12 protein-coding genes are annotated in these 15,048 nt (G+C 43.6%); 3 read left to right on the top strand and 9 right to left on the bottom strand.

The genetic code is table 11. The features are described 5' to 3' along the window. Positions 1–36: 36 nt before the first annotated feature. The 3 genes from RMX98_RS23365 to ilvB all read left to right on the top strand — a co-directional run bounded on the left by RMX98_RS23365 (position 37) and on the right by ilvB (position 4,036). The gene (locus RMX98_RS23365) at positions 37–630 is read left to right on the top strand and encodes a hypothetical protein (RefSeq protein ID WP_322680790.1); all 594 of its coding nucleotides are present in this window, start codon (positions 37–39) and stop codon (positions 628–630) included. A 121-nt stretch (positions 631–751) separates the two neighbouring features. Beyond that, positions 752–2,014: an MFS transporter gene (locus RMX98_RS23360; RefSeq protein WP_322680791.1), complete on the top strand. Its 1,263-nt coding sequence runs from the start codon at positions 752–754 to the stop codon at positions 2,012–2,014. Between the two features lie 132 nt (positions 2,015–2,146). Continuing rightward, positions 2,147–4,036 carry a biosynthetic-type acetolactate synthase large subunit gene (ilvB, locus tag RMX98_RS23355; protein ID WP_322680792.1) on the top strand — a complete coding sequence of 630 codons (1,890 nt, stop codon included), beginning with the start codon at positions 2,147–2,149 and terminating at the stop codon, positions 4,034–4,036. Positions 4,037–4,350: 314 nt separating this feature from the next. Here ilvB and RMX98_RS23350 read toward each other — a convergent pair whose 3' ends face one another. The 9 genes from RMX98_RS23350 to RMX98_RS23310 all read right to left on the bottom strand — a co-directional run bounded on the left by RMX98_RS23350 (position 4,351) and on the right by RMX98_RS23310 (position 14,529). Then, positions 4,351–5,064: a 2OG-Fe(II) oxygenase gene (locus tag RMX98_RS23350; RefSeq protein ID WP_322680793.1), complete on the bottom strand. Its 714-nt coding sequence runs from the start codon at positions 5,062–5,064 to the stop codon at positions 4,351–4,353. A gap of 47 nt (positions 5,065–5,111) precedes the next feature. Beyond that, entirely contained in the window at positions 5,112–5,717 is a 606-nt protein-coding gene (locus RMX98_RS23345) for a CDP-alcohol phosphatidyltransferase family protein (RefSeq protein ID WP_322680794.1), read from the bottom strand. 68 nt (positions 5,718–5,785) lie between these two features. Beyond that, positions 5,786–7,006: a bacteriohopanetetrol glucosamine biosynthesis glycosyltransferase HpnI gene (gene hpnI, locus RMX98_RS23340; RefSeq protein ID WP_322680795.1), complete on the bottom strand. Its 1,221-nt coding sequence runs from the start codon at positions 7,004–7,006 to the stop codon at positions 5,786–5,788. A gap of 138 nt (positions 7,007–7,144) precedes the next feature. After that, positions 7,145–8,080 (bottom strand): hopanoid biosynthesis-associated protein HpnK, encoded by a 936-nt coding sequence (hpnK, locus tag RMX98_RS23335; protein ID WP_322680796.1) that lies wholly within the window; start codon positions 8,078–8,080, stop codon positions 7,145–7,147. Between the two features lie 13 nt (positions 8,081–8,093). Next, positions 8,094–8,954, bottom strand: coding sequence for a ferritin-like domain-containing protein (locus tag RMX98_RS23330; protein WP_322680797.1), 861 nt, complete (start codon positions 8,952–8,954; stop codon positions 8,094–8,096). Positions 8,955–9,088: 134 nt separating this feature from the next. After that, a complete protein-coding gene (hpnJ, locus tag RMX98_RS23325; protein ID WP_322680798.1) occupies positions 9,089–10,543 on the bottom strand; it encodes a hopanoid biosynthesis associated radical SAM protein HpnJ in 1,455 nt (484 codons plus the stop codon). 169 nt (positions 10,544–10,712) lie between these two features. Then, positions 10,713–11,555, bottom strand: coding sequence for an MBL fold metallo-hydrolase (locus RMX98_RS23320; RefSeq protein WP_409881625.1), 843 nt, complete (start codon positions 11,553–11,555; stop codon positions 10,713–10,715). A gap of 186 nt (positions 11,556–11,741) precedes the next feature. Beyond that, positions 11,742–12,551 carry an SDR family NAD(P)-dependent oxidoreductase gene (locus tag RMX98_RS23315; protein ID WP_322680800.1) on the bottom strand — a complete coding sequence of 270 codons (810 nt, stop codon included), beginning with the start codon at positions 12,549–12,551 and terminating at the stop codon, positions 11,742–11,744. Positions 12,552–12,873: 322 nt separating this feature from the next. Then, complete coding sequence (locus RMX98_RS23310; RefSeq protein WP_322680801.1) at positions 12,874–14,529, bottom strand: B12-binding domain-containing radical SAM protein; 1,656 nt, start codon at positions 14,527–14,529, stop codon at positions 12,874–12,876. Positions 14,530–15,048: the final 519 nt, after the last annotated feature.

Below are 15,048 nucleotides of genomic sequence, written 5' to 3'. Positions count from 1 at the left end.
CATTAGAAAAGGAAAAAATCAAAAATAGTCTTACGGATGAATATAATTATTTGCCCTGGAATTCATGAGCCAGAGTTAACTGAAAGCTTTAGAGTCGGATTGTTAGATTTAGTTTCTCATGGCGCGATCGCACACAATCCCCCAAATATACTGGTTTATCCGGGTAAAGATGTTTTGGTTTTATCAGCCTTCCACATTTTGCAGTTTTTGCGCGTTAGCGTAGCTCACCGCAGGTATCGCTTGACCGACTCTTTAGAATCACCAATTATATTCATAAGCTTTAGTGCTGGCGTAGTTGGGGCAATAGGGGCAGCACATTTGTGGCAACTCTTGGGTGGTCGTGTGAAAGCGTTTATTGCTATAGATGGATGGGGAGTCCCATTACAGGGAAATTTCCCGATTCATCGAATAAGTCATGATTATTTCACTCATTGGAGTTCATGTTTACTTGGTAGCGGGCAAAATAACTTTTATGCAGAACCAGCAGTTGATCATTTGTCCATCTGGAAATCTCCCCAAACTGTACAAGGCTGTTGGGTAGATCCATCCATCGAGATTATTCCACCCAAAGGTCGTCTGACAGCAGCTGAATTTTTGCTTATGCTGTTAAAGCACTATGAAGCAAATTAATCCGGACAATGGATTAAGTAAACAGGAGTTAGGAGTGAGGAGAGACGCGATTAATCGCGTCTGTACAGAGTTTGGAGTTAGCATTTATTTTCCCCTATGCCCCATCTACCCAAAGTATCTAATGTTTCCAACTGAACCGGCTGCTGTTAATAACGGGTTTAGCGCACTGCTAAAAAACCGTGGTTTTATGCTCCTGTGGATTGGGCAACTCCTGTCCCAGTTAGCAGATAAGGTCTTCTTCGTTTTGCTGATTGCTCTGCTGGAGAACTACCCACCGCTTCCTGGGTTGGCACAAAACTCGATGTACTCAACCTTGATGCTCTCCTTTACAATCCCAGCAATTTTGTTCGGCTCTGCTGGTGGCATTTTTGTTGACCGTTTGCCAAAAAAGCTGATTATGGTCGGCTCAGATGTCGTGCGGGGAATATTAACGCTGTGTCTTCCCTTGTTACCCCGACACTTCCTGATTCTGTTAATCCTGACTTTTGCCATTTCCACGGTGACGCAGTTTTTTGCACCAGCCGAGCAAGCAGCAATTCCCTTGTTGGTGAAGCGAGAGAATTTGTTGGCAGCCAATGCGCTGTTTACTAGCACGATGATGGGAGCTTTAATTGTTGGTTTTGCTATTGGAGAGCCGATTTTGAGTTTGGCGAAAAGCTGGATGGGAGAAGAATACGGTCAAGAGCTTGTGGTTGGTGGATTATACATATTATCGGCCGCAATTATGCAGCCAATTAAGTTTAAAGAAGACAAACCTCACCGGGAACATCGGGCATCAAATCACCCTTGGGCTGAATTCACTGAGAGTCTGCGCTATCTCAAGAAAAACCCTTTGATTTTGAACGCGATGCTGCAACTGACAACTTTATATTGTGTGTTTGCAGCCTTAACAGTACTGACGATTCGATTAGCTGAGGAGTTTGGTCTAAAAGAAAAACAGTTTGGCTTTTTCTTGGCAGCAGCAGGAGTAGGTATGGTATCTGGTGCAGCGATTTTAGGCCACTGGGGTGATAAATTGCGTCACAAGCCTCTACCTTTAATTGGATTTTTGATGATCGCACTAGTTTTAGGAGTGTTCACTTTTACGCACAACTTGTTACTGGCGCTAGGACTCTGTGCATTTTTGGGTGTAGGTGCTGCCTTAATTGGTGTCCCCATGCAAACTTTAATTCAACAGCAAACACCACCGACCATGCACGGTAAAGTATTTGGCTTTCAAAATCATGCCGTCAACATCGCTCTGGCATTACCTCTGGCGATTACTGGGCCATTAACTGATGCTCTAGGCTTGCGATTTGTACTAGTAGGAATGAGTATTGTTATCGTGGTCGTCGGTGTTTGGGCTTGGAAAAATACCCGCAATGTCTTGCAAGACGTAATTTAATTAATGTAGGCTAATAATCTAGCTTTATATCTAATATATAAAATTCTCAGAATTTAATTGGACTTTTCCATTAAAATGAAATCTTAACTACAGAATTCAGCATTAACTTTAGCTATAGTCTGAGGTTTGAACGTGCGATCGCTTTCCCCAATTAGTCTCCCACAAACCGAGAATCACAAACAGTCTCGTGCTTCTAATCCGCCAGTCGTGCCCAAACGTGCATCTGGCGGTTTTGCTCTACTTGACAGCCTTCATCGCCACGGCGTTGATTACATTTTTGGTTATCCTGGTGGGGCAATTCTCCCAATTTATGATGACCTGTATAAGGTGGAAGCAACTGGTGCTATGAAGCACATTCTCGTGAGACACGAGCAAGGCGCAGCCCACGCTGCTGATGGTTATGCCCGTGCTACAGGCAAAGTAGGAGTATGCTTTGGTACTTCTGGCCCAGGAGCAACTAACTTGGTGACAGGCATCGCCACAGCCTACATGGATTCAATCCCGATGATTGTGGTTACAGGACAGGTGGCACGTCCGTCGATTGGTACAGATGCGTTTCAGGAAACTGATATTTACGGGATTACCCTCCCAATCGTCAAGCACTCCTATGTGGTGCGCGATCCCAAAGATATGGCGCGAATTGTCGCCGAAGCATTCCACATCGCTAGCACTGGGCGTCCGGGGCCAGTTTTGATTGATGTCCCTAAAGATGTCGCTTTAGAAGAATTTGACTACATACCTGTAAAACCAGGTTCAGTTAAACTACGCGGTTATCGTCCCACGGTGAAGGGAAATCCCCGGCAAATTCATGCAGCAATTCAGTTGATTACTGAAAGTCGCCGTCCGCTATTGTATGTGGGTGGTGGTGCGATCGCAGCTGGCGCTCATGAAGAAATCAAACAACTAGCTGAATTATTCGATATCCCTGTCACCACAACCTTAATGGGGATCGGTGCCTTTGACGAACATCATCCCCTAGCTTTGGGAATGTTGGGGATGCACGGCACTGCTTACGCTAACTTTGCTGTTAGTGATTGCGACTTGCTGATTTGCGTCGGCGCGAGATTTGACGATCGCGTTACAGGTAAATTAGACGAATTCGCCTCCCGCGCCAAAGTAATTCATATCGACATCGATCCAGCAGAAGTCGGCAAAAACCGTATTCCCGAAGTGCCCATTGTCGGCGATGTGCGGAACGTGTTAGTAGACTTACTGCGTCGCTGTAAAGAAACAGGCGTTAAGGCTACACCTAATCAAAACCAAGAGTGGTTAAACCTAGTCAACCGTTGGCGCGAAGAGTATCCTCTAATCGTGCCGCAGCATCCCGACAGCATTTCACCCCAAGAAGTGATTGTAGAAGTCAATAGCCAAGCACCCAACGCTTTCTACACCACAGATGTCGGACAACATCAAATGTGGGCAGCACAATTCCTGAAGAATGGCCCAAGGCGCTGGATTTCTAGCGCTGGTTTGGGAACGATGGGTTTTGGCTTACCTGCGGCAATGGGCGCGAAAGTGGCGTTTCCTGATGAAGAAGTCATCTGTATTAGCGGTGATGCTAGTTTCCAAATGTGTTTACAGGAACTAGGAACGATATCACAGTATGGCATAAATGTCAAGACAATAATCCTCAATAACGGCTGGCAAGGGATGGTACGCCAGTGGCAGCAAGCCTTCTATGGTGAACGTTACTCATGCTCCGACATGGAAATAGGAATGCCAGACGTAGAGTTATTGGGAAAAGCTTATGGCATTAAAGGCATGATAATCAGCGATCGCAGTCAATTAAAAGATGCGATCGCCGAAATGCTAGCACACAACGGGCCAGTAATCTTAAATGTCCACGTCACCAGAGACGAAAACTGCTATCCAATGGTAGCCCCTGGTAAGAGCAACGCTCAAATGGTCGGTTTGCAGAAGCAACCGCCCAAAGCCGCAGCCGAGCCAGTTTATTGTAGTAACTGCGATGCCAAAAATCCTCCTACTCATAACTTCTGTGCTGAGTGTGGGACGAAGCTGTAAGGCGTTTTGATAATTCAGACCAGAGAGGTAGGCAAGCAGGGGAGAAAGATGCTGTAATTCCGCAGCAATAAAGGGTTTTACCGCCAATAAATTTATTGATGGAGTTCTCCCCCTGCCTCAACGGATAAATTTCTTAACCCAAGCGTATTGGAATATAGATAGAAGCCCAATACTTTTCGGGTTTTGGGGGAAAGGGGAAAGGGAAAGGTTTTAATTCACCTTTCCCCCTTACCCTTTAACCTTTTCCCAGACCAAAAGAGAGATTGTTAAGGCTTATCCGAAAAGTATTGGGTAGAAGCCAAGTACTAGTTACTTTAAGTGCGAAACACTTGACGAAAACCAAAATAGGCGATCGCGTCTTTCATATTTGAGACAAAACGTTTTAACATACCCATACGGGTGTCAGTGACGTACTCCAGAGTTAAGACAATGCGCTGTTCATTGTTACCCAAAGGAGTAACTCTGTGGTAAAGTTTGTCACCGTTGAATAAGACTAGAGTACCAGGAGTTAAGGAGAGCGATCGCGTTTGTGTCTCCCGTTCTGGAATATCTTTGTAGAGTTGATATTCCAACTTACTGGATGAATTATCAACCAAACCAAGCAAAACTGTATAGCGTTTCCCGCGATAGTAAGAAGTATCGTAATGATACTGGATATGGTCTCCAGGCTCAGTGTAATAGTACAGCGCGTAAGTATGGGGATCAGCTTCAGGGCAGGAAAGGAGTTTTTCTGCCGTAATTTGGTTCAGGAAATCGCAAAAGGCACTGAGTTGATAAAATTCTCCAAAAATCGGAGCAAGACTGTCTAAGCTATAGCGGCTGATACTACCGCCCTTTTTATGATTGGGAATATAGTTGCGGTTGATAGCAGGTTGCAAAGACGGCAACAACGCCAAAAACTGCTCAATAATCGAGTTAGGGAGAAAGTTTTCAACCACCAATAATTCATTCTGTGCTTGAAACTCTGCTTGAAGTTTCTGGTAATTAATAGCTGCTATAGCTTTATCAATTTCAGTTTGAAGCTCCATTGATGTCCATTGATAATTATTTATTTATTCTCTCACTGCTTCCTTATCTAGTTTGATTCCGGCTGCGGGAGTGTCCAAAATTGCCAAATTACCCATACTGCAAAGGTTGGCGCTCCAATCGTCGCTGCCATTAATAACGGCTCTAGTCCATTCAGTAAAGGAACTATGGGAAACAAATATAGCACGTCTTCAATGTCAAAGCCGGCGAAATTTGGTTGACGGCTGGCATCTTTACCTAAACGTTGTTCCATTTGGTTTCGCAAATGAAAAATGCAAGCAACAGACATGCCTGATACTATCCCCATCACCAACGCCCACCAACCAAATTTTCCCTCTCTAAGACCGTATCCAATACACACAAATAATAGAATATGGATGATAGCGTCACTAGCAAGGTCATACTGATGTCCCCATTTGCTACTTTTCCCACTCAAACGAGCTAATTCACCGTCTGTATGATCGAGAAAATTAGATAAAGCAAATAGCCATGCCCCAATGTTAACCCAAATGATATCACCAACTGCAAGGGCGACAGCCGCCGCCAACCCTGTCAGAAGTCGCACTGTAGTAAGATGATTGGGGTTTACCCAACTGTCTTTGAGAGGTTTAATTAGCCAGTAAGCAAGTTGAGCATCCCAAGGCTTTGCAATCATAGATAAACTTAAATTTGATTTGGTCTTGGAATATATATATAGCGGTTCTGATTTGGATGCAACAGGCGCTATGCGCCCTTATTAGTCAAAACCTTAATTGATAATTCATAATTTTTGTCTTCTGGTACTAATAGCTTTCCATCTTTAGTTAGCTTCAGTTGTTGTCCTCGCCACTCTATAGTGTTACCAATAAAGCCAAAAAACCAAATAACAAAGCTTAACAAGTCGCACACAGGAACGAGCCACAAAAACTTTTTGACTATTGGATCTTTCAAACTGATAGTACCAACAACCCAAGCCATCACCAATCTTGTTATCCAACAGATAGATAATCCTAGCCATCCTAATATTGAACCATTAGTGGCAATCAACAACAACAAGCTGGTGACGACACCATAGGTAAAAATTAGTCCTAAATAACCCCAAGGACGAGAAACTCGTTTACCACGCGCCCAACGAATCTGTCGTCTGATGGCATCAACTAAGTTGTTGCTTATTTGTACGTGTTCAACTATGTAGTCAGAAAGTACAACTTTGTAACCTGCTTGGACAGGTAAATAGCCTAGTTGGAAATCATCTGCCAGATAATCAGCGATCGCTTCAAATCCACCGATAGCTTCTAGTACTTTTTTCGGGATCACAATGGTGGAACCAAAGGCAAATTTTATACCATTTTCTTTAATATTGCTGACTAAAACCCCGGCGTGAAATTCAGTAGTAGTACTAATAGCTTCTAATATCGATATCCATCCTTGAGTTACGGTTCGATACATACAAGTAACTACGCCTACGTTTTTATCTTGCAACGGCTGGATAACTCTTTGCAAATAATCACCTCCAACTCGAATATCACTATCAGCAAGGACTAGAATTTCGTATTTAGCTTTGGCTGCGGCATTGGCTAAGTTGCTAATTTTCAGGTTTGTACCGATGACGCGATCGCTTACAATCAGCAAAATATCCAAATCTGAAAAATTGTGAATTATTTTTTCTACAATCTCTATACAAGGGTCTTGAGAGTTTCGTACTGCAAAGATAATTTGATATTTGGGATAGTCCTGCTGACAAAATGAGGCTAGGTTTTCATAAGCATTACTATCAAGCCCACAAATGGGTTTGAGAATAGTAACAGCTGGATGAAACTCTCGATTAATTGCCTGGGGAGCAGCAAAAAAAGTTATTGCTGCATAAATTGCATAGCAATAAAACAAAACAGATGCTATGCACAAAATTAGGAAAAAATAACTAGCGATCGCATGAAGATTTGTTAAGAAGGTAGATGCAAACATAGCCATTTATTACCAGCAATTAGTATTAGCATTTTCTAGATTCACTGCCGATAAGTTTAGGATTTTTGTATGTACGTTAGATGGGATTTAGATGACAAAGTTATACCAATTCAAAATTCACGCATTCAAAATTCAAAATTATTTAAGGCTGGACACGCCAGTATGTTGGGATAGGAAATGATGGTTAGTAAGTTCAAAGCCGTTACTCAGGAGCGCTTCCCGTACCTGACGACTTAACAATGCAGCCAGTTCTGCTTCTCCTGTGCTTAGTTTTCCATTTGCGTTGGCGTTGGCGTAGCCTCTCGTAGAGAAGCCCGCACTTCGGCTGCGCTCAGTGACCACCGCAGGCATCGCTGGATGAGAGTAAATTTCAACCAAGTTTGCCTGAATTTGGGGTATCAATTTAAGTAAATATTCCTCTGTAATGCCTCCAGTTTGCAATAAACCGTAAACTCTTTGGGTAAAGTGAATACCTTGGGAGTCTAGCAATTTCTCACCATAGCGGCGTAGTCTGCCAAATACTCCTGACCAAACTAGTTTTGTCAGTAGATGACTGCGATTAACTCTTAAATTCATTCTCAGTTCTTCACTGGGAAGACGAATTACTTTAATATCAAATTCTGCTGCCAAATCAACTAAAATTTGCAAGACTACTGGATGTATGTGCAAATGCAAATGTCCATCGACATGAGAAAGAGGTAAATTAGTAGAACGGTATTTTTCTAATTGAGCGCGAATTTCTTGGCGCAGTTCTTGATGGGTTTCCTTAACAAATTGATAGCGCAAACCGGCGAAAAATGGACTGTTGGAAAAGTTACCTTGTTTGTCAACTAAATGGGGAATTTGTTCTGGCGGTAAAACAGAACGACCACATACCAATACAAGATGTAGTCCAACAGCCAGGTTTGGATTGGCCTTTGCCAAAGTGACAGCTTCTTTTGCAGCATCAGCGCTCACCATCAGGCTGGTACTAGTTAGCACTCCTTCTTTATGTGCTTTGATAATTGCTTGATTAACTCCTTTTGAGAAACCAAAATCATCACCATTGATGATGGCGAATCGCTGTGCTTGCATAAGTTTTGGATTTTTAAGGTTCCGATAATTGAGCTATTGAATTAGACTGACGCCGAGGTATAAATCTGAGAGTCGCTAAGGCAGTTTTAGCCAGGTTAGGTATCAGTTGCGGTTGGAGTAATTCTTTATCAAAAACACCAAGCCGTCGAGTGTTTTCTTGCAAGCAAGTAGATAACAATAACTCTGGAGTTAAATTATCTATAAAGTTGCTAGCACCGGTGGCTGTAAAACCCTCTTGTTGTTCTTCGTTAGAACCACTAAAGGCTTTAATCTTATCTTGTAAGGCTCTGCTGTAATGTACAAGAGCATTAATTCCTCGTAACCAACTACTTTTGTTTTCCTGAATTTGCTGGTATGTTACCCAATTCACAAAAAACATGATATGGCGAGCTTCTTCATTAAGAACTGCATCGAAGATATCAAATAATGATTCTGGGATGTAGTTGATATGACGACGAGCAAGCCCAAACAAGCCAAAGGCTAAAAACGAGTCAAGACATTCACCAAAACCAAAGTCAAGGAAGGCGGTTTTAATATTATTAGGAAGTACAGGTTCAGGAGGCGGGCAAATTTGAATATCGTAGCGATCAATGAGAAATTTAATTAGTCTCCCGTGACGAACTTCTTCCATCCCTTGGAGAGCGATCGCTTCTTTTAATAAAGGGTCGCTAATTGTAGCTGCAAAAGCGTTTACCATCACTCCTGCTTCTTGTTCTGTGTTGAGTGCTTCTCTCCAAAATGGAATGCTTTGCAAGCTTTCGAGAGCAACACGATCCAGATTCGGCCAAGGAAGACTTTCTGGTTCATACTCCAAGTGACTTTCAAGAAAGCTACGACAAAAAAGCTCTTTGTGTTCTTTGCTTCCTATTTTCATGGCTGAATAATTTTTAACTTGTTGATAAGTAGTCAGACAGAATTAATTACACGGTGCGATCGCAGTAAATTATTTTTGTGCATTTACTTATTTGGCTGGGTTATCGTCAATTCCTCCATAAAAATAACCAACAACTAACCAACAACTACTGATTCGGCTTTCGCAGTTGCTTGGGTGCGACGGTCTTTTAAGTAAGAGAAAAATTCCCGCCCTTCACGCAAGCGGCGCACTAACATTTGGGGATCGGTGAGCATTTCACCAACAATTGGAATAATCGCTCTGGGACGGAAGTAAAATTTCCGATACATCCTTTCAACTGCATCCTCAATTTCAGCGCTGGAGAGATTTGGATATTGCAGTGTAGACATTTGAATTCCAGAACTAGCAACTAAAGAAGTGTTGCTAAACCAATTATTTTCTTGTGCTTGACGATAAAGTTCTGTTCCAGGATATGGAGCTGCGATCGAAACCTGAATTGTATGCGGACTAATCTCGCAAGCAAACCGGACTGTTTCTTCAATTGTTTGTGGAGTTTCGTCGGGTAAACCAATGATAAATGTGCCGTGTACGGTAATGCCAAGCTTATGACAATTTTCCATAAACTTTCGCGCTACTTCCAGCTTGATTCCTTTTTTAATTCCATCTAAAATTTGCTGATTTCCAGATTCAAACCCGACTAAAAGTAAGCGTAAGCCATTATCGCGTAGTTTTTTCAGGGTGTCATAATCTAGATTGGCGCGAGCGTTGCAACTCCAAGTTAGTTTGAGTCGCCGCAGATGTTCGCTAATGGCGATCGCTCGCTGTTTGTCTATAGTAAATGTGTCATCATCAAACATATATTCCCGCACTTTGTCACCGAAGATCGCTTTCGCTTCTTCCATCTCGCGGCCAACAGCTTCGGGGCTTTTTGTGCGGTATAAGTGTCCGCCAATTGTTTGCGGCCAAAGGCAAAAAGTACATTTTGCCGGACAGCCCCGCCCAGTATAAAAGGAAATGTATGGATGCAATAAGTAGCCAATAAAGTATTTGGTAATATCTAGATCGCGATGATAAATCGGCAATACACTGGGCATCGAATCCCAATCGTGAATTAAGGGACGATCTTGATTATGATGGATATTACCCTGGCGATCGCGGTAGCTTAAACCTGTGATTTCTTCCCAAGATTTATCTTCGGCTATTTCTTTGCAGGTATAGTCAAATTCGTGACGACAAACAAAGTCAATAATTGGGTTTTCAAGCAACGTCTGTTCTGGTAATACTGCAACGTGCGCTCCAATCAAGCCAATCTTGACATTAGGGTTTCGAGCTTTGATTGTCTCGGCACACTTGACATCATTAGCCAGCGAAGGCGTGCTGGTGTGCATGATAATTAGCTCGTAATCTTGAGCAATTTCGATGACATCTTCTACTGTTTGACCGTGTGGGGGTGCATCAATAAGTTTGCTACCAGGCACAAGGGCTGCGGGTTGCGCCAACCATGTCGGATACCAGAAAGAAGTAATTTCGCGCTTGGCTTGGTATCGGGAACCTGCACCACCATCAAACCCATCGAAGGAAGGAGGACTGAGAAACAAAGTTTTTTTCACAGGTAGATTTCCCTTTGCAGGTTTTAGCTAACACTTTTTTAGGATAAAACCTAAAGGGCAACAGATGCGATCGCAGTTCTAAATCATTCATTAAATTTTCTATTTCTCTCTCGTCAAGCCCTTCGGGCAGGGAAAAGGTTAAAGGGAAAGGGGAAAGGGAATTCCATAACTAATTTCCCCCTTCCCCTTTCCCCTTTCCCCCTTCCTCCTTCCCCCCTCTTTGGTCAGCGAATGCTTTAAACTCGACAGCATCATGACTACAGAACAAGCGTACATCTTTATTGCGATCGCTTGATAATGCGCGTAGCCGATCTTGATTGAGCAATCGAGCTTTGCGATCCACTTCCATCATCCATTGGTAGGCGCGTAAACCTGGCGTGCAACTTTTTTTGGCTGAGTCCATCTCGTGCCGATAAAAATAGGCATCACCTGCGTGCAAAAGCCAACCCTCTGGTGTATCAATGGCGATACCAGCATGACCTCGTGTGTGACCGACAAGGGGGATCAGGAGAATTTCTGGCGGTAGTCCGTCGAGGTTACGTACTGCTTCAAAGCCGAACCAAGGTTCGCCTCCGGCTGAATAATACTTCCAATGCTTAACCTCATCCCACTGTTGTGGACGAAAGCGCCTTTTGGCAATGAATCCGCGCCGATCCTGGGCGGTTTCCATCTCAGTTTGCATTACGTGTACGGTTGCTTCTGGAAAATCTTCCAGACCACCGGCATGATCGAAATCAAGGTGGGTAAGCACAATATGACGCACATCTTGCGCGGAAAATCCCAACTTTTCAATTTGATCGACTGCTGTGTATTTTTTATCAAACTGGATGCCATTGAAATGAATGAAAAACGGGCTGAGGCGGGAGTAAGGCGAGTTGATATCGCGCAGCCCGAAGCCGGTATCAATCAGAACAAGTCCCTGCTCTGTCTCGATCAGCAGACAGTGGCAGACGAGGTGAGCCTTCGGGCCGCGACTGAAGCCATCGAACAGGGCCCCGCCAATCGGGCACATACAGCCGCAATTGAGATGATGAATTTGCATGAATCCTCCGTTACGACTTTGACGGTGAAAGTAAGTAGGGGCACACAGCTGTGCGCCCCTACAGATGTGCAAATAATTTGGGATAATTTCTTTTTTGCAAGTCTGTTAGCCCAGGCGATCGCACCCCGCTTAAAATGAGTTTTGACTAGGTGCAAATTAGTTGTTGCCTGACCCCGGCTCACTGAGCTTGCGGTGCTGTTCAGCACTGACTGTATCAGGTAAAACCTTACTAACATTCGCCAGAAGTTTCGTTGTGAGGGAACCGGCGATGATGTGATCCTTTCCTGCCATCAAAGCCTCAAAACCCTGCTTGGCGACCTCAGCCGGATCGTCCTTTTGATCCGTGCCCACTTTTGTGTCGTCCATACCCGCGCGGTGGAAGAAGTTGGTATCGGTGGGCCCCGGCATCAGGGCGGTGACGGTAACGCCTGTGTCCTTCAATTCGTTACGTAACCCTTCTGAAAAGGAATGCACAAAAGCCTTGGAGGCGGCGTAAACTGTCTCAAACGGGCCGGGCATCAGAGCGGCAATCGACGACGTGAAAAGGATTCGACCCTTGCCAAGCTCAACCATATCCTTTACCATTCGTTTGGCAAGATGTACAGAGGATACGACATTTAGATCGATCAGATTGAGTTCGTCCTTTAGGTCGGTTTCACGGGCGAAATCACCGCCGACACCAACACCTGCGTTGATGGCGATCGCATCCACTGGTCGCCCAGTTGCTTTAATCTGGTTGTAGAGTGTCTCAACTCCGTCATAGCTAGCCAGATCGGCCTGCACCGTCTCAACTTTAGCACCCAGCTCCTCAAAAGCTTGAGCCGCTTCGTCAATGCTCGATCCGGTGGCTGTAACTAGAAGATCGAAGCCGTTTTGAGCAAACTGTTTTGCAAGTTCATAACCGATGCCGTTAGAGGCACCTGTCACGACAGCCAAGGGTCGGGTCACTGAACTGTTCATAACCATCTAAAATTCCTATGTAACTGCTCCACACTCGCTGGCGATAGTTTTCTCACTACCAAATAATTGCATGGACTGTGGGCTTTCAACCCTTACAATCTTAGGTAGGTAGCAGTGCGATCGCGTCTTTCCCAGGAAGTATCGCGAGTGTATCTTCAAGGTTACTTTTTTACAGTTCTGTATATACCTCTAACAGACTTTCAAGCTCTCAAAACTTATTTTAATTGTTATAGCTGTCGCCAAGTAGTTTAGGACATAAACCTAATATAAAACCTAGACAACAAGCGACTTTTGACCCTGTCCCCTGTCCCCTGTCCCCTGCTATACCTTAGCTACGAACTTTCGTCACGATTTTTTGGGAATAAAATGAAGCCGATTCTTCATTTTTGGCGCAATCTTGGGCAAACTTAATCAAATGATGTCCGACAAGTCCAACGTGAACCAAGTTTTCAATATTACCTGCTTTTAGTGCTGGCTTGGCCATTTTCCAGAAAGTCTGACGATAGTTACTAAATAAGCCTATCCGCACCAAAATATTAGTTAAATAAGTTAAACCCTTGCGAATATTAGCCGCAGAAGTTCGAGAGGGGCTGTTAGGAACTTCGATGCGATTTGGATAGGTGTGTTCCATGTTGTAGGCAAATCGCTGATATAAAAATTCTGGCTCATAAGCAGTTGTAATGCAGCGCCGCCACATCTCAACAACTTGCTCGTAGGGCATCAAAAATTCAACATTTGATTCCCGGCTTTCATCAAAAACGAGTCGCCCTTCTGCTTCTAATCTCCGCCATAATGGAGTTCTCGGTAATGCATGAAGCAGGTTAATTGTCAACATGGGAATTTGCGATGCCCGCATAAATTCGATAATTCGGTCTGCTGTTTCTGGTGTATCTGTATCTAACCCGATGATGATTCCTGAAACTACTTCCATACCATAACTATTTAAAACCTGAATCGCTTTTAAGATTGGCATACTCAGATTTTGGTCTTTGGAAATCGCATGAAGGGCATTTGGTTCTGGTGTTTCGATACCGCAAAAGATTGTGCAGAAATAAGCTTCGCGCATCATTTCCAGCAGCTTTGGACTTTGAGCTAGGTTGAGCGTTGCTTCACAGGCAAACTGGATAGGATAGCCATTGCGTTTTTGCCAGTCAATCAGATGAGGAAGTAACTTCATGGCGGCGCGGCGATCGCCAACAAAGTTATCATCGACAAAATATACTGCCCCCAAATTGCCAGATTGTCGCATTGCATCTAACTCCGCGACTACTTGCTCTGGTGTTTTCATCCTGGGACTGTTGCCATAGAGTTCGGGAATATCGCAAAACTCGCAGCGATAAGGGCAACCACTAGAAAACTGCACATTTGCCAAGAAATAATCATTGATATTCAGCAAATGATAAGCTGGGGTGGGAAACTCTGTTAAGGGTAGGCGTTCCTTGGTTTCAAAGCGAATTTGTTGTTGCGGACGTTCGAGGTTTTGGTCTAGATATTCGATCATGCGATCGCTAGCATCTCCCAACTCACCCAAGTGTAAAATGTCAAAATCAGGATAATATTCTGGACACCCAGATACCGAAGGGCCACCGACAACGGTAATTTTCCCCGCTCGATGGGCAAGTTCATTAATTTGATTAATCTGTGGTTTTTGGATATGCATTCCACTCACAATCACCACATCAGCCCATTGGTAATCAGCCCTACTTGCTGATTTGACATTCTCATCAATAAACCGCACTTCCCATTCTTTAGGTAAGTAAGCAGCCACAATTAAAATACCTTGGGGTGGCATAAAAGCCCGGACACTACCCATAAGTGGGTAAGCATGATGAAAAGTACCAAAGGAGCGGCTGTACTTGGGAAAAATACACAGAATACGTCGATGGTGCGAAGGAACGTAGCGGGTTCCTTGAGTGACAGAAGCGGTTTGAGAATTGCCGGCTACATTAATTTGATTCTCTAAAGACTTTAAATTCACAGTCATTGCAAATTTCACCCTGGAAAACTGAGCAGGTAATTTGACAGTTTCTTGACAGAATTAGCTGTAATTCCAACTAGCTTACCAAAGAAAGGCAGAAGGCAGAAGGAATTATAAATGTATTTTTGCTCAAAACAAAGTCCTAAAGATTACAGATCGCCCAATGTTGCCTTCTGCCTGATTCATCGTCATATTTGAAAGGGTGTTTAACTGGTAAAATTTGAAGAAGAATCCAGAAGTCAGAATTCAGGAGTCAGAACAAGAAAATGGGGGATTCAGACCCGCCACTAATTGTAGACTGCTAAATTAAAAATTTAGCGGGGTGCAAAAACGCCGTTTATTCATCTGCCAGTTGCACAGAATTTATACTGAATTCTGACGACTGACTCCTGAATTCTGTTTGATAAAATCTACCCTAGCAATGCAAATTTAATTGGTTGGCAAACAACTATTATGGAAATCGCGCATGGGACATAAAAAGAAAGATTTTCATTTTTGGTTGTGTGCAACTGGGTATAGGCATCT

Origin of the sequence: Nostoc sp. DedQUE02, from assembly GCF_034531035.1 — a bacterium.
Classification (GTDB): domain Bacteria; phylum Cyanobacteriota; class Cyanobacteriia; order Cyanobacteriales; family Nostocaceae; genus Nostoc.
Note: the sequence above shows the minus strand (reverse complement) of the source record. Positions and strands in the feature narration are given on the sequence as shown.

What these genes read in the sequence shown, in the direction of transcription:
- RMX98_RS23365 (WP_322680790.1), top strand. Translation starts at nt 37, where the DNA reads ATGAATATAATTATTTGCCCTGGAATTCATGAGCCAGAGTTAACTGAA.
- RMX98_RS23360 (WP_322680791.1), top strand. Translation starts at nt 752, where the DNA reads ATGTTTCCAACTGAACCGGCTGCTGTTAATAACGGGTTTAGCGCACTG.
- RMX98_RS23350 (WP_322680793.1), bottom strand. Translation starts at nt 5,064, where the DNA reads ATGGAGCTTCAAACTGAAATTGATAAAGCTATAGCAGCTATTAATTAC.
- RMX98_RS23345 (WP_322680794.1), bottom strand. Translation starts at nt 5,717, where the DNA reads ATGATTGCAAAGCCTTGGGATGCTCAACTTGCTTACTGGCTAATTAAA.
- hpnI (WP_322680795.1), bottom strand. Translation starts at nt 7,006, where the DNA reads ATGTTTGCATCTACCTTCTTAACAAATCTTCATGCGATCGCTAGTTAT.
- hpnK (WP_322680796.1), bottom strand. Translation starts at nt 8,080, where the DNA reads ATGCAAGCACAGCGATTCGCCATCATCAATGGTGATGATTTTGGTTTC.
- RMX98_RS23330 (WP_322680797.1), bottom strand. Translation starts at nt 8,954, where the DNA reads ATGAAAATAGGAAGCAAAGAACACAAAGAGCTTTTTTGTCGTAGCTTT.
- RMX98_RS23320 (WP_409881625.1), bottom strand. Translation starts at nt 11,555, where the DNA reads ATGTGCCCGATTGGCGGGGCCCTGTTCGATGGCTTCAGTCGCGGCCCG.
- RMX98_RS23315 (WP_322680800.1), bottom strand. Translation starts at nt 12,551, where the DNA reads ATGGTTATGAACAGTTCAGTGACCCGACCCTTGGCTGTCGTGACAGGT.
- RMX98_RS23310 (WP_322680801.1), bottom strand. Translation starts at nt 14,529, where the DNA reads ATGACTGTGAATTTAAAGTCTTTAGAGAATCAAATTAATGTAGCCGGC.